This window comes from Streptomyces sp. NPDC028910, assembly GCF_055564955.1.
In genome coordinates, this window is sequence record NZ_JBVHVF010000006.1 from 207766 (window position 1) to 228248 (window position 20483).

17 protein-coding genes are annotated in these 20483 nt (G+C 71.5%); 11 read left to right on the top strand and 6 right to left on the bottom strand.

Translation table 11 applies throughout. From position 1 onward, the window contains the following. The first annotated feature begins 422 nt into the window (after positions 1-422). Entirely contained in the window at positions 423-1100 is a 678-nt protein-coding gene (locus ACZ4TV_RS11505; RefSeq protein ID WP_266595781.1) for a response regulator transcription factor, read from the top strand. A 39-nt stretch (positions 1101-1139) separates the two neighbouring features. Next, positions 1140-2405: an ATP-binding protein gene (locus tag ACZ4TV_RS11510; protein WP_468133222.1), complete on the top strand. Its 1266-nt coding sequence runs from the start codon at positions 1140-1142 to the stop codon at positions 2403-2405. A gap of 27 nt (positions 2406-2432) precedes the next feature. Here ACZ4TV_RS11510 and ACZ4TV_RS11515 read toward each other — a convergent pair whose 3' ends face one another. After that, positions 2433-2975 (bottom strand): GtrA family protein, encoded by a 543-nt coding sequence (locus ACZ4TV_RS11515; protein WP_468133224.1) that lies wholly within the window; start codon positions 2973-2975, stop codon positions 2433-2435. A gap of 209 nt (positions 2976-3184) precedes the next feature. On the opposite strand from ACZ4TV_RS11515, the gene ACZ4TV_RS11520 reads away from it, so the two are divergent. The 4 genes from ACZ4TV_RS11520 to ACZ4TV_RS11535 all read left to right on the top strand — a co-directional run bounded on the left by ACZ4TV_RS11520 (position 3185) and on the right by ACZ4TV_RS11535 (position 7250). Then, on the top strand, positions 3185-4303 hold the full coding sequence (locus ACZ4TV_RS11520; RefSeq protein WP_468133307.1) for a 5-(carboxyamino)imidazole ribonucleotide synthase: 1119 nt from the start codon (positions 3185-3187) through the stop codon (positions 4301-4303). Further along, positions 4300-4836 (top strand): 5-(carboxyamino)imidazole ribonucleotide mutase, encoded by a 537-nt coding sequence (purE, locus tag ACZ4TV_RS11525; RefSeq protein ID WP_468133226.1) that lies wholly within the window; start codon positions 4300-4302, stop codon positions 4834-4836. Before ACZ4TV_RS11520 ends, purE begins: the two co-directional genes overlap by 4 nt. Continuing rightward, positions 4833-6011: a dipeptidase gene (locus ACZ4TV_RS11530; RefSeq protein WP_468133228.1), complete on the top strand. Its 1179-nt coding sequence runs from the start codon at positions 4833-4835 to the stop codon at positions 6009-6011. Before purE ends, ACZ4TV_RS11530 begins: the two co-directional genes overlap by 4 nt. Before the next feature lie 207 nt (positions 6012-6218). Beyond that, positions 6219-7250, top strand: a complete 1032-nt coding sequence (locus ACZ4TV_RS11535; RefSeq protein ID WP_468133230.1) for a membrane dipeptidase — start codon at positions 6219-6221, stop codon at positions 7248-7250. Between the two features lie 266 nt (positions 7251-7516). Here the strand turns inward: ACZ4TV_RS11535 and ACZ4TV_RS11540 are convergent, their stop codons facing one another. Then, positions 7517-8860, bottom strand: coding sequence for a UDP-glucose dehydrogenase family protein (locus ACZ4TV_RS11540; protein WP_468133232.1), 1344 nt, complete (start codon positions 8858-8860; stop codon positions 7517-7519). Positions 8861-9066: 206 nt separating this feature from the next. Between ACZ4TV_RS11540 and ACZ4TV_RS11545 the strand changes: the two genes are divergently transcribed. The 3 genes from ACZ4TV_RS11545 (at position 9067) to manB (ending at position 11996) form a co-directional block, all read left to right on the top strand. Next, positions 9067-10224 (top strand): acyl-CoA dehydrogenase family protein, encoded by a 1158-nt coding sequence (locus ACZ4TV_RS11545; RefSeq protein ID WP_393749150.1) that lies wholly within the window; start codon positions 9067-9069, stop codon positions 10222-10224. 52 nt (positions 10225-10276) lie between these two features. Next, positions 10277-10798: a hypothetical protein gene (locus tag ACZ4TV_RS11550; protein ID WP_468133234.1), complete on the top strand. Its 522-nt coding sequence runs from the start codon at positions 10277-10279 to the stop codon at positions 10796-10798. Between the two features lie 115 nt (positions 10799-10913). Further along, positions 10914-11996: a mannose-1-phosphate guanylyltransferase gene (gene manB / locus ACZ4TV_RS11555; RefSeq protein WP_468133236.1), complete on the top strand. Its 1083-nt coding sequence runs from the start codon at positions 10914-10916 to the stop codon at positions 11994-11996. A gap of 89 nt (positions 11997-12085) precedes the next feature. Here manB and ACZ4TV_RS11560 read toward each other — a convergent pair whose 3' ends face one another. Next, complete coding sequence (locus ACZ4TV_RS11560) at positions 12086-13411, bottom strand: LCP family protein (protein WP_468133238.1); 1326 nt, start codon at positions 13409-13411, stop codon at positions 12086-12088. A 106-nt stretch (positions 13412-13517) separates the two neighbouring features. Here ACZ4TV_RS11560 and ACZ4TV_RS11565 point away from each other — a divergent pair, with 106 nt between their 5' ends. Then, positions 13518-14054 carry an acyl-CoA thioesterase gene (locus ACZ4TV_RS11565; RefSeq protein WP_030659854.1) on the top strand — a complete coding sequence of 179 codons (537 nt, stop codon included), beginning with the start codon at positions 13518-13520 and terminating at the stop codon, positions 14052-14054. 98 nt (positions 14055-14152) lie between these two features. On the opposite strand, the gene ACZ4TV_RS11570 is transcribed toward ACZ4TV_RS11565, so the two are convergent. After that, on the bottom strand, positions 14153-15649 hold the full coding sequence (locus tag ACZ4TV_RS11570) for an LCP family protein (protein ID WP_468133240.1): 1497 nt from the start codon (positions 15647-15649) through the stop codon (positions 14153-14155). Positions 15650-15839: 190 nt separating this feature from the next. Between ACZ4TV_RS11570 and ACZ4TV_RS11575 the strand changes: the two genes are divergently transcribed. Then, on the top strand, positions 15840-16865 hold the full coding sequence (locus ACZ4TV_RS11575; protein WP_468133242.1) for a glycosyltransferase family 2 protein: 1026 nt from the start codon (positions 15840-15842) through the stop codon (positions 16863-16865). An 85-nt stretch (positions 16866-16950) separates the two neighbouring features. On the opposite strand, the gene ACZ4TV_RS11580 is transcribed toward ACZ4TV_RS11575, so the two are convergent. Further along, positions 16951-18642: an LCP family protein gene (locus ACZ4TV_RS11580; RefSeq protein ID WP_468133244.1), complete on the bottom strand. Its 1692-nt coding sequence runs from the start codon at positions 18640-18642 to the stop codon at positions 16951-16953. A gap of 72 nt (positions 18643-18714) precedes the next feature. Then, positions 18715-20448: an LCP family protein gene (locus tag ACZ4TV_RS11585; protein WP_468133246.1), complete on the bottom strand. Its 1734-nt coding sequence runs from the start codon at positions 20446-20448 to the stop codon at positions 18715-18717. Positions 20449-20483: the final 35 nt, after the last annotated feature.

The following is a 20483-nucleotide window of genomic DNA, read 5'->3' on the forward strand; positions in this document are numbered from 1 at the left end:
GCACCGGCGACGGACTCCCACCCACGCCTGGGGGTCTCGCCCCCGTGGGGTGGGGGCGAAGGAACATCCGCAACCGGGATCCACGCCCGCTCGCGCACCATCGCGCGGGGGCCCGGCCCACAGGTCATTCACTGTCATCAAGCCCGGACAGGTGAGTCCGTCAAGACTGCCTGTCCGTTCAGGACAGAAGTAGAGACCTTTGGCTCGCTTTTCGGCACAAAGGTCCCTGAGGTAGTGCATCAGGCGTCTCGCCACCATACGACACGACAGGGCCGCATTTGAAAGGACTTGAGAGATGGATCACAGGCGGGCAGGGAACCGTCCGACCATATTCGAAGGTGGTGAGCGGTTCATAAGCCCAGATAGAGAGGTGCCTGCCGGCAGGCCCCTCGGCCCGGTCGCCGCGGACTACCATCACCCACATGACGCGTGTACTGCTCGCCGAGGACGACGCATCCATCTCGGAGCCCCTGGCCCGCGCCCTGCGCCGGGAGGGGTACGAGGTCGAGGTCCGGGAGGACGGCCCCACCGCCCTGGACGCCGGACTGCAGGGCGGCGTCGACCTCGTCGTCCTGGACCTGGGCCTGCCGGGCATGGACGGGCTGGAAGTCGCCCGCCGGCTGCGCGCCGAGGGCCACGGCTTCCCGATCCTGGTCCTCACCGCCCGCGCGGACGAGGTCGACACCGTCGTGGGCCTGGACGCGGGCGCCGACGACTACGTGACCAAGCCCTTCCGCCTGGCCGAGCTGCTGGCCCGGGTCCGGGCCCTGCTCCGCCGCGGCGCCGCCGAGGCCGTCCAGCCCCCCGCCACCCACGGCGTGCGGATCGACGTCGAATCGCACCGCGCCTGGATGGGCGAGGAAGAGCTCCAGCTCACCGCCAAGGAGTTCGACCTGCTGCGGGTCCTGGTCCGCGACGCCGGCCGGGTCGTCACCCGCGACCAGCTGATGCGCGAGGTCTGGGACACCACCTGGTGGTCCTCCACCAAGACCCTCGACATGCACATCTCATGGCTGCGCAAGAAGCTGGGCGACGACGCCGCCAACCCCCGCTACATCGCCACCGTGCGGGGCGTCGGCTTCCGCTTCGAGAAGAGCTGAGCGAACTCACCCGGACGGACGCTGGTGCATGCTCTAAGCATGCGCCGCCGCCTCATCAGTTCCACGCTCGCCGTGGTGCTCGTCGTGATCGCCGTCTTCGGGGTCTCCCTCGTCATCGTGGAGACCCGCACCATCACCAGCAGCGCCCAGGACCGAATCGAGTCCGAGGCGCTGCGGCTGGTGGGCATCGTCGAGGCGAACGTCCTGGAGAAGGAGCCGGTCGAGCCCGGCACCCTCGCCGAGCAGCTCGACGCCGGCCACTACGCGCGGATCACCATCCCCGGGCAGCCGACCGTGGAGGTGGGCACCCCGATCCCCGACAGCGTCATCCGCGGCACCGCGCACGGCGAGCAGGGCGAGGTCGTGACCGTCGAGGAGTCCCGCTCCACCGTGACCAGGGAGGTCGTGCGGACCCTGGCCGTGGTCGGCGCGGTGGCGCTGCTGGCCGTCGTGGCGGCCGTACTGCTCGCCGTACGGCAGGCGAACCGGCTGGCCTCCCCCCTCACCGACCTCGCCGAGACGGCGGAGCGGCTCGGATCGGGCGATCCGCGGCCCCGGCACAAGCGGTACGGCGTCCCGGAGCTCGACCGGGTCGCGGACGTACTGGACTCCAGCGCCGAGCGGATCGGCCGGATGCTGACCGCCGAGCGGCGCCTGGCCGCGGACGCCTCGCACCAGCTGCGCACCCCGCTCACCGCGCTGTCCATGCGGCTGGAGGAGATCACGGTCACCGAGGACCTGGAGACCGTACGGGAGGAGGCGACGATCGCCCTGACCCAGGTGGAGCGGCTCACGGACGTCGTGCAGCGGCTGCTCACGAACGCGCGGGACCCGCGGACGGGCTCGGCGGTCCCCTTCGACCTGGACGAGGTCGTCAAACAGCAGGTGGAGGAGTGGCGGCCGGCCTACCGCAGCGCGGGCCGGGCCATCGTGCGCTCCGGAAAGCAGGGCGTGCGGGCCGTCGGCACCCCGGGGGCGGTCTCGCAGGTCCTGGCCACCCTGGTGGAGAACGCCCTCATGCACGGCGGCGGCACCGTCGCGCTCCGTACCCGGGTCATCGGCAACCAGGCGGTGCTGGAGGTCACGGACGAGGGGCCGGGGGTCCCGCCGGACCTCGGCAACCGGATCTTCGAGCGGGCCATCAGCGGCCGCAACTCCACCGGCATCGGCCTCGCGGTCGCCCGGGACCTCGCGGAGGCGGACGGCGGACGCCTGGAGCTGCTCCAGACGCAGCCGCCGGTGTTCGCGCTGTTCCTCAGCCGGACGGCGCCGGAACGGGCCGAGCCGGAGAGGACCGTGCGCTAGGCAGACCGTGCGCCAGGTAGGGGGCCGCTAGCTGTTCGCGGGCTCCGGCTCCGGCAGCGGCTCCGGCTTGGGCCCGGGCTCGGGCTTGGGCAGCGGCGCCGGATCGGGTATCGGCTCGGACTGCTCGATGCCGGGCAGGGCCTTGAAGACCCAGGTCCGGTACGACCAGAAGCGGAAGACGGTGGCGGTCCCGATCCCGATGAACTTGAACACGTTGCTCGCGACCGGGCCGTCCCAGCCGAAGCCGTACGTGGCGGTGTAGAGCACGCCGTTCTCGATGACCAGCCCGATCCCGCTGAAGGCGACGAACAGGGTCAGCTCGCGGGTGCGGCCGCTCTTGGCGCGGTCCCGGTAGGCGAAGTAGCGGAAGCCGAGGTAGTTCGTGGCGATCGCCACGACGGTGGCTATCACGCTCGCGCGCACCACCTGCAGGTCGGTCGTGTTGCGGAGGAGGTTGAAGACACCCAGGTTGACCAGCACACCCAGACCGCCGACCGCCCCGAACTTGGCGACCTCTCGCACGAGGCCGCGTACGCGTTCGAGGACAGATCCGTCGCCGGGTGTGCTCATCAGAAGGCTCAGTCCTGTCGGTCACCGCCCCACCAGGGGCGTCCGGGGTTCTCCGTCAACCCGCTCATGTTAAGTGTCCCCCCTGTGACCCGTCTGCGCCTTCGGAGGCCGTGCGACGCACGGCACACCGGCAGGTCCGAGCCAGGGTTGCGTCCGGATGGCGGAATACCGGCGGATACCCTGGAGGAGTGACGTTTCCGGTAGTCGGCATGGTCGGCGGCGGTCAGCTCGCCCGCATGACCCACGAGGCGGGTATCCCCCTCGGCATCAGATTCAAGCTCCTCAGTGACACGCCGCAGGATTCGGCGGCCCAGGTCGTGAACGACGTCGTCATCGGCGACTATCGCGACCTGGAGACGCTGCGTGCCTTCGCGCGCGGCTGTGACGTGATCACCTTCGACCACGAGCATGTACCCACGGAGCACCTGCGGGCCCTGGAAGCGGACGGCATCCCCGTCCGCCCGGGGCCCGACGCTTTGGTCCATGCCCAGGACAAGGGGGTGATGCGCGCCAAGCTCGACGAGATCGGCGCGCCCAGCCCCCGCCACCGGATCGTGAGCGATCCGGACGACGTGGCCGCCTTCGCGGACGAGGTCGGCGGGTTCCCCGTCATCCTCAAGACCGTGCGGGGCGGGTACGACGGCAAGGGCGTGTGGTTCGTCCGCACCCCCGAGGACGCGCAGGCGCCCTTCAGGGCGGGCGTCCCGGTCCTCGCCGAGGAGAAGGTCGAGTACGTCCGCGAGCTCGCGGCCAACATCGTCCGCTCCCCGCACGGGCAGGCCGTCGCCTATCCCGTCGTCGAGTCCGTCCAGGTGGACGGGGTCTGCGACACGGTGATCGCCCCCGCCCCGAACCTCTCCGAGGCCCTGGCCGGCGAGGCCCAGGCCCTCGCCCTGCGCATCGCCAACGAACTCGGCGTGACCGGTCACATGGCCGTGGAGCTGTTCGAGACCACCGACGGCCGGATCCTGGTCAACGAGCTGGCGATGCGCCCGCACAACAGCGGCCACTGGACCCAGGACGGGGCCGTGACCTCCCAGTTCGCCAACCACGTACGGGCGGTCCTGGACCTCCCGCTGGGCGACCCGCGCCCCCGCGCGAAGTGGACGGTCATGGCGAACGTGCTGGGCGGGGACTACCCCGACATGTACGCGGCGTACCTGCACTGCATGGCCCACGACCCCCAGCTGAAGATCCACATGTACGGCAAGGACGTGAAACACGGTCGCAAGGTCGGCCACGTCAACACCTACGGCGACGACCTGGACGATGTGCTGGAGCGCGCACGCCACGCTGCCGACTACCTCAGAGGAACGGTCACCGCATGAGCACCTCCCCCGCAGGCCCCGTCATCGGCATCGTCATGGGCTCCGACTCGGACTGGCCCGTCATGGAGGCCGCCGCCCAGGCCCTCGACGAGTTCGAGATCCCCTACGAGGTCGACGTCGTCTCCGCCCACCGGATGCCGCGCGAGATGGTCGCGTACGGGGAAGAGGCCGCCGAGCGCGGCCTGAAGGCGATCATCGCGGGCGCGGGCGGGGCCGCCCACCTGCCCGGCATGCTCGCCTCGGTCACCCCGCTGCCGGTCATCGGCGTGCCGGTGCCGCTGAAGTACCTCGACGGCATGGACTCGCTGCTGTCGATCGTCCAGATGCCCGCAGGGGTTCCCGTCGCCACCGTCTCGGTCGCCGGGGCGCGCAACGCGGGGCTGCTCGCCGTACGGATGCTGGCCGCGCACGACACGGAGCTGCTGGCCCGGATGCGCGAGTTCCAGCAGGAACTCAACGACCAGGCCACCGAGAAGGGCAAGCGACTGCGTACGAAGGTCGCGAGCGCGGAGTCCTTCGGATTCGGCAAGTGAGCGCGGCGCAGCGTCTGGACGAGGCGCGTGAGCTGCTGGCCGACCACCCCGTCGTGGACGGCCACAACGACCTTCCCTGGGCGCTGCGCCAGCAGGTGCGCTACGACCTGTCCCTGCGGGACATCGCGGGTGACCAGTCCGCCCACCTGCACACCGACATCCCGCGGCTGCGCGCCGGCGGGGTCGGCGCGCAGTTCTGGTCCGTCTACGTCCGCTCGGACTACGCCGGTGACGAGGCGGTCAGCGCCACCCTGGAGCAGATCGACGCCGTGGCCCAGCTGATCGACCGTTACCCCGGCGACCTCGTCGGGGCACTGACGGCCGACGACATGGAGGCGGCCCGCGCCGACGGCCGGATCGCCTCGCTGATGGGAGCCGAGGGCGGCCACTCCATCAACAACTCGCTCGCCACGCTGCGCGCCCTGCACCGGCTGGGCGTGCGGTACATGACGCTCACCCACAACGACACGATCGACTGGGCGGACTCGGCGACGGACGAGCCCCGGCACGGCGGCCTGACCGACTTCGGCCGCGAGGTCGTCCGCGAGATGAACCGCATCGGCATGCTGGTGGACCTCTCGCACGTCGCCGCGACGACGATGCGGGACGCGCTCGCCGTCTCGGCCGCGCCGGTGGTCTTCTCGCACTCCTCGGCCCGGGCGGTCTGCGACCACCCGCGCAACATCCCCGACGACGTGCTGGCGCTGCTGCCGGCCAACGGCGGCGTGGCGATGGCCACCTTCGTCCCGAAGTTCATCCTCCCGGCGGCGGTCGAGTGGACCCTGGCCGCGGACGAGAACCTGCGGGCGCACGGTTTCCACCACCTGGACACCACGCCCGAGGCGATGGCCCTGCACCGGGCCTTCGAGGCCCAGCGCCCGCGTCCGCTGGCCACGGCAGCCACGGTCGCCGACCACCTGGACCACATGCGCGAGGTGGCCGGGATCGACCACATCGGCATCGGCGGGGACTACGACGGCACGGCCTTCACCCCGGCCGGGCTGGACGACGTGGCCGGCTACCCGAACCTGATCGCCGAGCTGCTGACGCGCGGCTGGTCCAGGGCCGACCTGGCCAAGCTGACCTGGTCCAACGCGGTACGGGTGCTGCGCGACGCGGAAGCGGTGGCGCGCGACCTGTCCGCCGTGCGGGGCCCGTCGAACGCGGTGATCTAAGGGGTATCCGTCCCCTAGTCGGCCATCCTCGGCCATCCTCGGCCTGCCGGCGGGTGGGGCGAGCGGGTGCGACCTGCGGATGACACCCGAATGCCACACCCGCCGGGCGACCCATGCGTCCCCCATGTCACGGTGGCAGCATCTCTCCCTGCTGCCGCCGAGACCGGAGCGAACGCCATGGCCGACCTGCAGGATGAACCACACTCCGTGGGTATCGGAGCGGAAGACCTGCCCGCACCCACCATGCTGACCGGCGCCCTCGACCGGGCCGCCGCGCTGCTGTCCGTGCATCCCGTCGCGGACGGCTGCAACACACTCGTCTGGACCCTGCGCCAGAGCCCGTACCACGACATCGACACCCCCGACGCCGGTATCGACACCGACATCCCACGGCTGCGCGCCGGGGGAGTGGGCGCCCAGTTCTGGTCGCTGCTCACCCCGAGCGAGGCCGCGGCCGCCGACCAGGTGGTGTCCGACACCCTGGAACAGATCGACGTGGCGCTGGCCCTGCTGCGCCGCTACCCCGACGACATGTGCCTCGCGCTGAGCGCCGACGACATGGCGGACGCCCGCAACCGCGGCCGGATCGCCTGCGTCCTCGGCCCCGTGCCGGGCCGTTCGCTGACCGATTCGCTGAGCGCGCTGCACGCCTTCCACGCACTGGGCGTACGGATCTTCGCGCCCGCGGGAGCGCCCTGGGCGCGGGAGGACCTGACGGCCTTCGGCCACGAGGTGGTCCGGGAGGCGAACCGGCTGGGGATCGTGCTGGACGTGGCCGGGTGCCCGCCGGAGGTGACCTGCCAGCTAGCGGCGGCCTCCAAGACCCCGGTGATCATCTCCCACACGGCGGCGGCCTCGCTGAACCCGTATCCGGGGAACGTGTCCGACGAGGTCCTGGTCGCGCTGCGGGAGGCGAACGGCCTCGCGATGGTCACCTTCGACAGCGCGCGCACCGGGGACTCCCTGCACACGGTCGCGGACCACCTCGACCACGTACGGGCCATCGTGGGCCCGGACGGCGTCGGACTCGGAGCCGGCTTCGGCGCCGAACCGCGCACCCCCCGCCCGGCCGGCCTGACCGACGCCTCGGGCTACCCGCTGCTGATCGCGGAGCTCCTGGAACGCGGCTGGCCGGAGTCCGAGCTGGCCCTGCTCACCTGGGGCAACGCCCAGCGAGTCCTGCGCGAGGCAGAATTCACCGCCCGCGCCGCCCACCACCGCCACCCCGACCCCGCTTGACGCCCCCCTCGCCCCTGGCGGGCCTCCCGGGCTTCGTCCCGCTGCGCCGGACTCCGTCCGTCGAACTCAGCCTCGCCGGCGTTTGAGGCGCGGGGTCCGGGGCGGAGCCCCGATCTTTCAGCGCCGCCGCGCAAACCCAGCCCCGCCGGCGTTTGAGGCGCGGGGGGCCGGGGGCAGCGCCCCCGGCAGCGGCGCCGCACCCGGCCCCGCCAGGGGGCCGGGGTCGCGGGTCCGGGCAGCGCGCCCGGGAGCTCCGCGCAGCGGGATCAGGCCCGCGGGCGACCCATCGCGCGGTACGTCCAGCCCGCCGCCCGCCACCGCAAGGGATCCAGCGCGTTGCGGCCGTCCAGGACGAGCCGGTCCGTCACGACGGCCGCCAGCTCCGCCGGATCCAGGTCCCGGAACTCGCGCCACTCGGTCAGGTGGAGGACGACCTCCGCCCCCCGGGCCGCCGCCAGCGCGGAGTCCGCGTACTCCAGCGTCGGGAAGAGGCGCCGGGCGTTGTCCATGCCCTTGGGGTCGTAGACGGTGACCTGGCCGCCCTGGAGGTGGATCTGCCCGGCCACGTTCAGCGCGGGCGAATCCCGCACGTCGTCCGAGTCCGGCTTGAAGGTGGCTCCGAGCACGGCGACCCGCTTGCCCAGGAACGACCCGCCCACGGCCTCGCGCGCCAGCGCGACCATGTGCCCGCGCCGCCGCATGTTGATGGAGTCGACCTCCCGCAGGAAGGTCAGCGCCTGGTCGGCGCCCAGCTCACCCGCGCGCGCCATGAAGGCCCGGATGTCCTTCGGCAGGCAGCCGCCGCCGAAACCGATCCCGGCCCGCAGGAACTTCGCGCCGATCCGCTCGTCGTAGCCGATGGCCTCCGCCAGCTTCACCACGTCACCGCCGGCGGCCTCGCACACCTCCGCCATCGCGTTGATGAAGGAGATCTTGGTGGCGAGGAAGGAATTGGCGGCGGTCTTGACGAGCTCGGCGGTCGGGAAGTCGGTGACCACCAGCGGGGTCCCCTCCGACATCGGCGTCTCGTACACCTCGCGCAGCAGCTTCTCGCCGCGCTCGCCCTGCACGCCGATCACGATCCGGTCCGGGTGCAGGGTGTCCTGCACGGCGAAGCCCTCCCGCAGGAACTCCGGGTTCCAGGCCAGCTCCACGTCCTCGCCCGCCGGGGACAGCTCCGCCAGCTTCGCCGCCAGCCGCTGCGCCGAGCCCACCGGCACCGTGGACTTGCCGACCACCAGCACCGGCCGCGTCAGGTGCGGGGCCAGCGAGGCCATCGCGGAGTCGACGTAGGACATGTCGCAGGCGTACTCACCGTGCTTCTGCGGAGTGTTCACGCACACGAAGTGGACGTCGCCGAACTCCCCGACCTCCTCCCAGGAGGTCGTGAACCGCAGCCGCCCGGTCGCTCCCGGCAGCCCGGCCACGTGCCGGGCCAGCAGTTCCTCCAGCCCGGGCTCGTACATCGGCACGCGGCCCGACGCCAGCATCTCGATCTTTTCCGGCACCACGTCCAGCCCCAGCACCTCGAAGCCCAGCTCCGCCATCGCCGCGGCGTGGGTCGCGCCGAGGTAGCCGGTGCCGATCACAGTGATCCTGAGGGGGGCCATGGGTGCTCCAGAGGTGCGGGGCCGTTTGCGGCCACTGAGCATAGTCGGGCGCACCAGCGGGGACGTTCCCCAGGAGGGCACCACCCTCGCCACCGCTGTCACGCAACTCACGTAGGCCGTCCATATCGCCATCCGTGACCGGCCCACTAAGCTTGGGTTACTTAACGGTAGTTAGCATCACGCATCACCCTGGGGAGTGAGAGATCTTGGCGGGTTCTGCCGACTTCGACCTGTACCGCCCGGCCGAGGAGCACGACATGCTCCGCGAGTCGGTCCGCTCGCTCGCCGAGGCGAAGATCCTGCCGTTCGCCGCCGCGGTCGACGAGGAGTCCCGCTTCCCGCAGGAGGCCCTCGACGCCCTGGTCGCCAGCGACCTGCACGCCGTCCACGTGCCCGAGACCTACGGCGGCGCGGGCGCCGACGCCCTCGCCACCGTGATCGTGATCGAGGAGGTGGCCCGCGTGTGCGCGTCCTCCTCCCTCATCCCGGCCGTCAACAAGCTCGGCTCGCTCCCGGTGATCCTCTCCGGCTCCGAGGAGCTCAAGGCCAAGTACCTGGGCCCCCTCGCCAAGGGCGACGCGATGTTCTCGTACGCGCTCTCCGAGCCGGACGCGGGCTCCGACGCCGCCGGCATGAAGACCCGCGCCGTGCGCGACGGGGACTTCTGGGTGCTCAACGGCGTCAAGCGCTGGATCACCAACGCGGGCGTCTCCGAGTACTACACGGTCATGGCCGTCACGGACCCGGAGAAGCGTTCCAAGGGCATCTCCGCCTTCGTCGTCGAGAAGTCGGACGAAGGCGTCTCCTTCGGCGCGCCCGAGAAGAAGCTCGGCATCAAGGGCTCCCCGACGCGCGAGGTCTACCTCGACAACGTCCGGATCCCCGCCGACCGCATGATCGGCGCCGAGGGCACCGGTTTCGCCACCGCGATGAAGACCCTGGACCACACCCGCATCACGATCGCGGCCCAGGCGCTCGGCATCGCGCAGGGCGCCCTGGACTACGCCAAGGGCTACGTCCAGGAGCGCAAGCAGTTCGGCAAGCCGATCGGCGACTTCCAGGGCGTGCAGTTCATGCTCGCGGACATGGCCATGAAGATCGAGGCCGCCCGCCAGCTGACCTACGCGGCCGCCGCCAAGTCCGAGCGCGTCGACGCCGACCTGACCTTCTTCGGCGCCGCGGCCAAGTGCTTCGCCTCCGACGTGGCCATGGAGGTCACCACGGACGCCGTCCAGCTCCTCGGCGGCTACGGCTACACCCGCGACTACCCGGTGGAGCGCATGATGCGCGACGCCAAGATCACCCAGATTTATGAAGGAACGAACCAGGTCCAGCGGATCGTCATGGCGAGGAACCTGCCGTAGGGCCCGACCCCGCCGGAACACGTGGCCCCCGGCGCCCGGCCGGGGGCCACGTGTGAAGCGGCCGGCGGCGCATGCCACCGGGTACAAGAACTCGCTCATCCTCCTGCGGATGTACCGGGACGCGAGCCCCGAGGCGCGCGCCCGCGAGGCGGCCACCCTCACCGCCCATCCGCAGGCGGGGATCGGCGGGACGGTGCCGGGGCTGGCGCCGGGATCCCTGAAGCCGCTCCCCGAGGCGGCCGGCGCCGCGGCCGTGCTGAAGGACCTCATCGCCTTCGACCTCATGGCCCGTCACGTCGCCGACAAGCGCCAGAAGGTGACGGGCTACCTCGCCTGTGCGGTCCTGACCGCGATCCTGCTCACCACCGGTTCGCCGGTCGGGGCGGTGGCCTCCGGCGGGGGGCTCGCGCTGTTCCTGGCCGTGGCGCTGAAGGCGGGGGCGATCCGCCGGGAGAAGATAGCCCGGCGCCTGACGGACGCCGGGTTCTTCGCGGTCCGCGACGAGCAGGGCGTGCAGCGGTTCCTGCGCCCGGGGCAGCAGTTGCCCGGCCACGCGAACCCGTTCGCCTCCTGAGGCCCTGGCCTGCGGCGCAGGCGGACGCACACATCAAGCCGCGCGCGCCCATGCGGGGCACTTGCATGGGCTAAATTTGGACCTTCGTACGCCGGAATCGGTTGGGGAGAACGCAATGACGGAAGCGATCCTGCTGGTCGGCGGACAAGGGACGCGCCTGCGTCCCGTGACGGTCAACACGCCCAAGCCGATGGTCCCCACGGCCGGCGTCCCGTTCCTCGCCCACCAGATAGCCAGGGCCGCCGCCGCCGGTGTCACGCACATCGTGATGGCCACCTGCTACCTCGCCGAGGTCTTCGAGCCCTACTTCGGCGACGGATCCGACTTCGGCCTCAGCCTGGAGTACGTGGTCGAGGACGAGCCCCTGGGGACCGGCGGAGCCATCCGCAACGCCGGGCAGCGCCTGACGGGCGGTCCGGACTCCTCCGTCCTCGTCTTCAACGGCGACATCCTCACCGGCCTCGACATCGCCGGGCTCGTCGAATCCCACCAAGCGGCCGACGCCGACGTCTCCCTGCACCTGGTCCGGGTCGAGGACCCGCGCGCCTTCGGTCTGGTCCCCACCGACTCCGAGGGGCGGGTGCTGGCCTTCACCGAGAAGCCGCAGACCCCCGAGGAGATCATCACCGACCAGATCAACGCCGGCTGCTACGTCTTCCGCCGCAGCGTGATCGACTCCATCCCGGCCGGGCGCCCGGTCTCCGTCGAGCGCGAGACCTTCCCCGGCCTGCTCGCCGCGGGGGCCACCCTGCACGGCGTCACCGAGAACACCTACTGGATGGACCTCGGCAAGCCCGAGTCCATCATCCAGGCCTCCGCCGACCTGGTCCGCGGCGTGGTCTCCTCCCCGGCGGTTCCCGGACGCCGCGGCGAGTCCCTGGTGCTGCCCGGAGCCCAGGTGGCGGCCGGGGCCAAGCTGTCGGGAGGCACCGTCGTGGGCGCCGGCGCCCGGATCGAAGCCGGAGCGGTCGTCCAGGGCTCCATCGTGCTCGCCGACGCGGTCATCGGCCCGGACGCCCAGGTGAGCGCCAGCCTGATCGGCGCCCGCGCCTCGGTGGGCGCGCGGACCGTGCTGGACGGCGCGGTCATCGGCGACGGCGCCGTGGTCGGGGCCGACAACGAACTGCGCGCCGGCGCGCGGGTGTGGTGCGAGGCGAGGCTGCCCGACGCCGCCATCCGCTTCTCCCCGGACGCCTGACCAGCCACCGGCGCCCGGGCCCCGTCAGGGCCCGGGCGCCGGTCCGGTGAGGGCCCGGGTGACGGTCCGGTGAGGGAGCACCGCCGCGGTCAGTTCCCGCGGACGGTGACCTTCTCGTCGTTCTGGATCTGCTTCACCAGCTGCTGCACCTTCGCCTTGTCCCAGACGAGGTTGCCGCCGCGCTGGCCGGAGATCGGCATGTTCATCGAAACGCCGTCACCGCCGTTGACGCCCTTCATCGCGAAGAACATCTGACCCATGTCGTACAGGCCCATGTCCTTGTCCACGATCAGCGTGTCCAGGCCCGCGCCCAGCGTCGGGTACAGGGTGAAGGGGTTGAGGACCGTCGACGGGGTGGCCGCCTGGCCGGCCAGCGCCGCCAGGAACTTCTGCTGGTTCTTCGTCCGCTGCAGGTCCGACTCGGCGAAGGCGTAGCGGGTCCGTACGAACGCCAGCGACTGTTCGCCGTTCAGCGTCTGCTTGCCCGCCTTGAAGTCGGCGCCCGACTTCTCGTCCTTGAAGCCCTCCTCGATGTCGAGCTCCACACCGCCCAGCGCGTCCACGATGTTCGCGAAGCCGGCGAAGCCGATCTCCGCGTAGTGGTCGATGCGCAGACCGGTGTTGTGCTCCACCGTGCGCACCAGCAGCTCGGGGCCGTCCTCCGCGTACGCCGCGTTGAGCTTGACCCGGCGTCCCTGCGCGGGGAACGTCTTGCCGGACTGGGAGCCGACGAAGGAGGGGATCTCCACGTCCGAGTCGCGCGGCAGCGAGATCATGGTGTTCCCGCTGGAGCACTTCGCCAGGATCATCATCGAGTCGGTCCGCTTGCCCTCGGCCGAGCCCGTGTGGAGCTTCTTCTTCTCCTCGGCGGACATGCCCTCGCGGCTGTCGGAGCCCACGATCAGGTACGTCGTGCAGTCGCCCTCCTTGGGGCGCTCGATGACCTTGGAGAGGTCCACCTCGCGGCGCACCTTGGAGTCGGCCCAGAAGTAGGTGGCGACCGAGGTCACCAGCAGCGCGGAGACCAGCAGGATCGAGCCGACCTTGATCCGCTTGCGCCAGTCCGGGGCGGAGCCGGGGGCCCGCCCGGGGCGGCCCGGTCCCGACGGCCCGCCGGGACCTCCCGGCCCGCCCGGGACGCCGCCCGAGGGAGCCCCGTAGACCTGGCCGGTGTTGTAACCGCTGTCGTAACCGCCGTACGTGTCGGGGCTCCGCGTCTGCTGCGGGGGCACGCCGCCGTACGCCGGCGCAGGACCGGCCGGCCGCTCCGGGCGCGGGGGCCGCGCCGCGGGCCGCGGCGGCTGCTGGGGCTGCGGCTGCCGCTGGATGTGCCGCATCCGCTGCACACCCTCGGGCTGCGGCTGCGCGCTGCCGCGTCCGTACGCGTCGTCACGACCTTCAGGCCAGTCATTCATGCGCCCAAGGATGCCTGGCCGGGCGTATCGTCCGACAGCCCGGGGCGGGATCCGTACCGGTGCTGTTGCAGAGCTGATGCCTCCGGTACGGATCTAAGGTGTCCGTATGACACAGATACCGGGCGAGCTGCCCGGGAAGCCGACCGCGGCCTCCCGTACGACCCTCAGCCACATCATGACCGCCAACGACACCAACCTCCTCGGCACGGTGCACGGCGGCGTGATCATGAAGCTGGTGGACGACGCGGCCGGGGCCGTGGCCGGGCGCCACTCCGGCGGCCCGGCGGTCACCGCCTCCATGGACGAGATGGCCTTCCTCGCGCCCGTGCGCGTGGGCGACCTCGTCCACGTGAAGGCCCAGTGCAACTGGACCGGCCGCTCGTCCATGGAGATCGGCGTACGCGTCCTCGCGGAGCGGTGGAACGAGTCCACCCCCGCCACCCAGGTCGGCAGCGCCTACCTCGTCTTCGCGGCGGTGGACGCCGACGGCAAGCCCCGCCAGGTCCCGCCCGTCCTCCCGGAGACGGAACAGGACGAGCGGCGCTACCAGGAGGCCCAGATCCGCCGCACCCACCGGCTCGCCCGCCGCCAGGCGATCATGGCGCTGCGCGAGGAGCGGGCGGCCCAGGGCTTCGACGACTGACGACCCGCCACCGGCGACCGGCGACCGATGACGGACGACCGGCCACTGACGACCGGCCACTGGCGACCGGCGACCGGCGACCGGCGACTGACGGTTCCTCACGTGCCGCAGACCACCTGGTCGCCGGTGACCACCCCGAAGGCGCCCTGGTACGGGTCCTCCGCGCGCACCGGCACCACCCTGCGGTAGTCCGTGCCCGCGATCACCTGCACCGTCCGCCCCTGGCCCGGCACCGCCCTCAGCTCGCTGCCCGGCAGGGCGGTCGCCACCGACCGGGCGGAGCGGTCCCAGCGCGGGTCGTACGTGATCACCGTGCGCTTGACGTCGCGGCTGGCGCCGTTGCCCGGGGCCCGGGTGGTGTCGAAGCCGGTGGCGCGCAGCGCCGTGTCGACCCGCCCGCCCAGCCCGTCGATCCGCGTCCCGTTCTCCACCTGGACGCGGACCTGCTGCGGGGGCACGTCCACCGGCACCGCAGCGGGCCGGCCGGCGGCGGCGTTCGCGGGCCGGACCGGGGCCAGCGGCCGGTCCTCGCGCAGCGCCTCGAACAGCTTGGCCGCCTTGGGCTCGTCCCACTTGACGGTGGACCCGATGCCCTTGACCCGGTGCGAGGGGCTGCCGATGGGGACCGAGGCGAACTCCGAGGAGGACGGGGTGAAGTCCCGCATCGCCTGCCCGAGCGCCAGCATCTGCTCCGATCCGAAGCCCCGGTCGGCCCGCACCGAGCCGAGCAGGGTGGAGCTGACCTCCTTGAACTTCACCGGGTTCAGCAGCACCCCGCCCCCGGTCGCCTGCTTGATCAGGGCGGCGACGAACCGCTGCTGGCGCTGCATCCGGCCGAGGTCGGAGGCCCCGTCGACATGGCGCGAGCGCACGTACTGCAGGGCCTGACCGCCGCTCAGCCGGTGGGTGCCGGGCAGCAGGTCGAGGCCGGTGTTGGCATCGCGCATGGTCTTGGCCGTGCAGATGTCCACGCCGCCCATCGCGTCGACCGTCTTCATGAAGCTGGTGAAGTCGACCTCCAGGTAGTGGTCGATCTTCACCCGCGTCATGTTCTCGACGGTCCGCACGGTCAGGTTCGGCCCGCCCTCCGCGTACGCGGCGTTCAGCTTCAGGGGGTGGGCCTTGTGCGCCTTCCCGGTGACCAGGTCCCGGTGCGCGGGCACCTCGGCGTAGCTGTCGCGGGGCAGGCTGATCACGCTCGCCCGTTCCCTGTCCGCCGACAGGTGCACCAGCATGATCGTGTCCGTGCAGTGGCAGGGCGCCCCGCCCAGGCGGTACTCGCGCTTCTCCTCCGGGCTGATCTTCTCCCGGCCGTCGGTGCCCACCAGCAGGAAGTTGAGGCCGTGCCCCGCCTGCGGGCGGTTCTTCATGTCCTTGAACGGGTCCACCCGCTCGATCCCGGTGTCCAGGCCGGTCATCACGGCATGCCCGATGGCCCCGGACCCCAGCACCACCGCCGACAGCCCGGCCGCGAGCCGCAGGCCCCACCGCGGTCGCTCACCCCGGCGCCGGGCCGGACCACCGCCGCCGCCGCGCCGTGCGCGCTGCGGCTGGGGCGGCCCGGCGGGACGGGTGGGACGGTGCGGCTGGGGCACGGTGGACACCTCCGCGGGGGCAGCAGTGAGACCGGTCGACGGACGGGCCGGGTCGTAGGCGGCCCAGCCGGCTGATTCGACAGAACAGTAGGCCCATACGATCGTCCGCTGTCCTTACCGATCACTCGGCGCGCACCCGGTTCCCCCGTACGCGGTAACGTGACACCGATACCCGACCTTGAAGGACCACATGCCCGCCCAGCAGCCCGCAGTCTCGGTGATCATGCCGGTGCTCGATGAGGAGCACTACCTCCGCGATTCCGTCCGCCACATCCTGGAACAGGAGTACGCGGGCGAGATGGAGGTGGTGATCGCACTCGGGCCGTCCACGGACCGCACCGACGAGATCGCCGCCGAACTCGTCGCCGAGGATTCCCGAGTCCACACCGTCCCGAATCCCACCGGCCGGACCCCGGCGGCGCTCAACGCCGCCATCAAGGCCTCGCGTCACCCGATCGTGGTACGCGTCGACGGCCACGGCATGCTCTCGCCGAACTACATCGCCACCGCCGTCCGCCTCCTGGAGGAGACCGGCGCGCAGAACGTCGGCGGCCTCATGCACGCCGAGGGCGAGAACGCCTGGGAAGAGGCCGTCGCCGCCGCGATGACCTCGAAGATCGGCGTCGGCAACGCGCCCTTCCACACCGGCGGCCAGGCGGGACCGGCCGAGACCGTGTACCTCGGTGTCTTCCGCCGCGAGGCGCTGGAGCAGCAGGGCGGTTACAACGAGGAGTTCATCCGCGCCCAGGACTGGGAGCTGAACTTCCGCATCCGCGAAGCCGGCGGTCTGATCTGGTTCTCGCCGGAGCTGAAGGTCCAGTACCGCCCGCGGCGCTCCGTACGGGCCCTGGCCAAGCAGTACAAGGACTACGGGCGGTGGCGGCACGTGGTGGCCCGCTACCACGCAGGCTCCATCAACCTGCGCTACCTGGCCCCGCCGGCCCTCGTCTGCGCGATCGCCGCGGGCGTGGCCGTGGGCGTGAGCGTCACCCCCCTCGGCTTCGCCGTCCCGGCCGGCTACCTCGCGGCGATCGCCGTGGGCTCCGTACCGGCGGGCAAGGGGCTGCCGCTGAAGGCCCGGGCGCAGATCCCCGTCGCCCTGGCGACCATGCACCTGTGCTGGGGCTTCGGCTTCCTGACCAGCCCGCGCGCGCTGGCGAACAAGGTCATCGCGAGCCGCCGCCCGGCCGTGCACCGGGACAGCTCGCAGGTCTGAGAACCCCACAGGCGACGTACGAAGGGGCCCGGCGCGGAAGCTGCGAGGATCGCGGCCGCCACACCGGGCCCCTTCGGCGTACGCACTACCAGGTGAAGCCCGGCTGGATCGCCATGCACGCCTTGTCGTTGTCGCCGTTGAGCGCGTGGGCGGAGTCCGGGGCCTTGGTCGGGGCCGCCGGCGGCGGGGTCGGCGCGTCGCCGGTCCGCCAGTCCTTGCCGACGAACAGGACGATCCCGGTGACCTGGTCGGACTTCTGGACGGAGGTCGCGGGCAGGCCGAGCGCGGTGGCGAGGGCGGCGGCGTCGGCCGCGTGGTGCTCACCGGCGAAGCGGATCACCGTGGTGTCCTCGGCCCCGGTCAGGGTGTCCGCGGTGGCCTTGGTGAAGCCCTTGCCGACCAGCAGGGCGGCGACCTCGGTCGCCCGGAGCTTGACCTTGGCCTGGGCGCCGTCCTTGCCGCCGGTGGCGTTGCGGACGCCGATCGCGATCTTCGCGGGGGGCGCGGCCTGGGCGGTGGTCGGCGCCGCAGCCGGGGCGCTCGGCGTGCCGGGGGCGGCCGACGGGGAGGCGGCGTCCGTGGGGGTTCCGGAGCCCTTGCCGTCGAGCGCGATGTCCTCGCGGATCATCCGGAACAGGGCCTCGGCCTCGCCCGCCATGGGCTCGACCCGGCCGTCCATGCCGGGCCTGGTGCTGTAGACCCACGGCATGGTGGTCATGGTGATCCGCCCGGGCGGGACCTTCTTGAGTTCCATGCTGAGGTCGTACAGCTTGTCGATCTTGTTGAGGCCACTGTCCACGACCATGGCCTCGATGGCGGCCTGCGCCAGGCTGTTGAGCTTCACCGGATTGGTGAGCTTGGCGTTCTTGCGGAACTCACGGGCCATCGAGTTCATGTACTGGTGCTGCGCGTGGGTGCGGCCGATGTCGGTTCCGTCCTCGAAGCCGTAACGGGTGCGCAGCCACTGCAGGGCCGTCTCGCCCTGGATGACGCTCTCGCCCTTGGGCAGCTTCAGGCCGGAGCCCTTGCCGTCGCGGGTGAGGGAGTGCACGTTCTCCTGGACGCAGACCGGGACGCCGCCGATGGCGTCCGCCATCGAGACCACGCCCTTGAAGTCGATCATCATGAAGTGATCGATGGGGATCTTGGTCAGCTCGGTCCAGGCGGCGACCGTGCAGCCCGGTCCGCCGCGCTGGAGCGACTCGTTGGTCTGGACGAGCCCCTTGCTGGCGGGGTGCACCTTGCCGTTCGGCTCGGTGCACTTGGGCATCATCAGCATCGTGTCGCGCGGCATCGACACCACGGACATGTTGCTGCGGTCCGCGGACAGGTGCAGCAGCATCTGCACGTCCGCCAGCGGCGGGCTGCCGAAGGTGTTCCTGCCCCCGCCCAGGGCCTGGTTCTCCTCGTCGTCGCGCGCGTCGGAGCCGATGAGGAGGATGTTCAGCGGGGTCTGCCCGAAGGCGTTGGGCTTGGAACCGCCCAGTTTGTTCTCGCCGAGGTTCAGCGCGTCCGTCTGGATGCTGCCGTTCAGGTGGCGGTAGTACAGGTAACCGGCCGCCGCCGTTCCGAGTATGAGCAGCGACAGGACGGAGGACACCCAGCGCAGCACGCGCCGTCGGCCCCGTCTGGTGGGACGGCCGCCGGCCGCTCGGCGTGCCGCTCTGGAGCCGCCCCGCGGTGGGGGCACCGCGGCGGGCGCGTCCGCTCCGCCGCCGGGTATGTCCTCGGCGGCCTGGGCGTCCGCCCCCTCCCCCCGCACGCTGCTGTGCCTCACACGTCCCCCCTCAAAGTCCTTCGTGGTCGATCTTGGTCGATGTCGTGCCGGTGTACTACCGGCCCGGTCCCGCTATTTGGCGCAGATCGCCTTGTCGGCCTGGACCTGCTGCACGTCCTTCGGCAACTCCTTCGGAGCCGGGGCCGCCAGCGGGGCGCCCGGCTGCTGGAAGTCCGGCCCCAGCGTCAGCTTCATCGGGGTCTTCGCCGCCGCGTCCGCCGTCCCCATCTTCAGCGCGGTGGCCGGCAGCCCCAGCGCGTCCGCCAGCGCCCGCGCCTGGTCGGCCTGGTTGGGCGCGTACTCCAGCTGCGTGGCGCCGACCTTCGCGGGCGCGTTGCCGAGGTTGCTCGCCTTGTTCATGCCCTTGGTGTTCTGCAGCCAGTTCAGGGTGGTGGAGGCGGCGCCACTGGGGCCGCCGCCGTTGTAGACGTTCACCCGTACGTCCGCCGCGGGCGCCCGGTTGCCCTGGAGCAGCGCGTCCTGCTTGGCCTTCGCGTCCGCGTCGGCCGCCTCCTTGGAGGCCTGCTCCTTCTTCTCGACCTCCGTGAGCGAGACGTCCCCCCGGATCATCTGCAGCAGCGGATCGGCCAGGGCCGCATTGACGATGACGGTCGCCTTCTTGCCGGGCGGTTCGGCCGGATTGTCGAGCACGGGCATGGTGGTGAAGGTGATGTTCTTCATGTCGATGTTCTTCAGCTCACCCGCCAGGTCGGTGAGTTTGGCGATGGAGCCGATCCCCGAGTCCACGCTCAGCGATTTGGTGGCCGCCTCCGCGAGGGAGAAGAACTTCTTGGGGCTGGTCAGCGTCTCCTGCGACTTCATCTGACGCATCATCGAGCCCAGGAACTGCTGCTGCATCTTGATCCGGTCGAGGTCGCTGTTGTTGCCGAAGCCGTGCCGGGTACGGACGAAGGCGAGGGCCTCCTCGCCGGCCAGCCTGTGTTCGCCGGGGCCCAGGTTGAGCTGGGAGCCGTCCTTGTCGTTCACGGCCTTCTCCAGGCACACCGGTACTCCGCCGACCGCCGAGCTCAGCGTCTTGACGGCGTTGAAGTCGGCCATCATGAAGTGGTCGACCTCGATCCCGGTGAGTTCCTTGACCGTGCGCATGGTGCAGCCCGCGTCGCGGCCCTCCTGGCCCAGGCTGTTGTTGAAGCGGGTGCCCTTGGTGGGTGCGATCGTCTTCGTCGAACCGTCCGGCTGCTTCGTCGGGCAGGCCGGGATGTTGGCGATCAGGTCGCGGGGGATGGACAGCGCGGTCGCGTTCGACCGGTCCTTCGCGACGTGGAACAGGATCGTGGTGTCGGCGTGGCCGACGCTGTCCTTGTCCCCGTACTTCTCGTTGCCGGCGCCGGTGCGCTTGTCGGTTCCGATCACCAGGATGTTGATGGCCTGGTCCTTCTTGAAACCGCCGGTGCCCGCTCCCGCGACGTCGGTGACGTTGAGGTTGCCGTTCAGGTGGTCGTAGTAGAGGTACGCCGCCACCGCGCCGCCGGCCAGCAGGAACGCCAGGGTCCCGCTGGTGATGAGCAGCGCCTTCTTGCGGCGTCCGCCGCCCTGGGCCTTGCGGGAACGGCCACCGCGCCGGCCGCCGGGCGGGCCGTCGCCGCGCCGCGGCCTCGGTACGCCGGGGGAGGGGGCGGTGGGGGAAGCGGGGGCCGACGGCGATCTGCGGGGCGGGACCACCTTGGGCCGCTGCTGCGCAGCGGAGTCGCCCAGTCGCAGTTCGTAGTGGCCGGTGCGGGGATTGAGCACCCACTGGTCTGCGGGGTCGATCTCGTCTGCCCGCCCACGGCTTTGCGCATCCACGGTTGCTCGAATCCTCCGTCGGTGCTTCGCGACGC

Bases quoted from the DNA above. Each gene is read 5' to 3' on its own strand.
- ACZ4TV_RS11565 (WP_030659854.1), top strand. From the start codon at position 13,518: ATGACACAGATACCGGGCGAGCTGCCCGGGAAGCCGACCGCGGCCTCC.
- ACZ4TV_RS11520 (WP_468133307.1), top strand. From the start codon at position 3,185: ATGGTCGGCGGCGGTCAGCTCGCCCGCATGACCCACGAGGCGGGTATC.
- ACZ4TV_RS11515 (WP_468133224.1), bottom strand. From the start codon at position 2,975: ATGAGCACACCCGGCGACGGATCTGTCCTCGAACGCGTACGCGGCCTC.
- ACZ4TV_RS11575 (WP_468133242.1), top strand. From the start codon at position 15,840: ATGCCCGCCCAGCAGCCCGCAGTCTCGGTGATCATGCCGGTGCTCGAT.
- manB (WP_468133236.1), top strand. From the start codon at position 10,914: ATGACGGAAGCGATCCTGCTGGTCGGCGGACAAGGGACGCGCCTGCGT.
- purE (WP_468133226.1), top strand. From the start codon at position 4,300: ATGAGCACCTCCCCCGCAGGCCCCGTCATCGGCATCGTCATGGGCTCC.
- ACZ4TV_RS11505 (WP_266595781.1), top strand. From the start codon at position 423: ATGACGCGTGTACTGCTCGCCGAGGACGACGCATCCATCTCGGAGCCC.
- ACZ4TV_RS11510 (WP_468133222.1), top strand. From the start codon at position 1,140: ATGCGCCGCCGCCTCATCAGTTCCACGCTCGCCGTGGTGCTCGTCGTG.
- ACZ4TV_RS11540 (WP_468133232.1), bottom strand. From the start codon at position 8,860: ATGGCCCCCCTCAGGATCACTGTGATCGGCACCGGCTACCTCGGCGCG.
- ACZ4TV_RS11560 (WP_468133238.1), bottom strand. From the start codon at position 13,411: ATGAATGACTGGCCTGAAGGTCGTGACGACGCGTACGGACGCGGCAGC.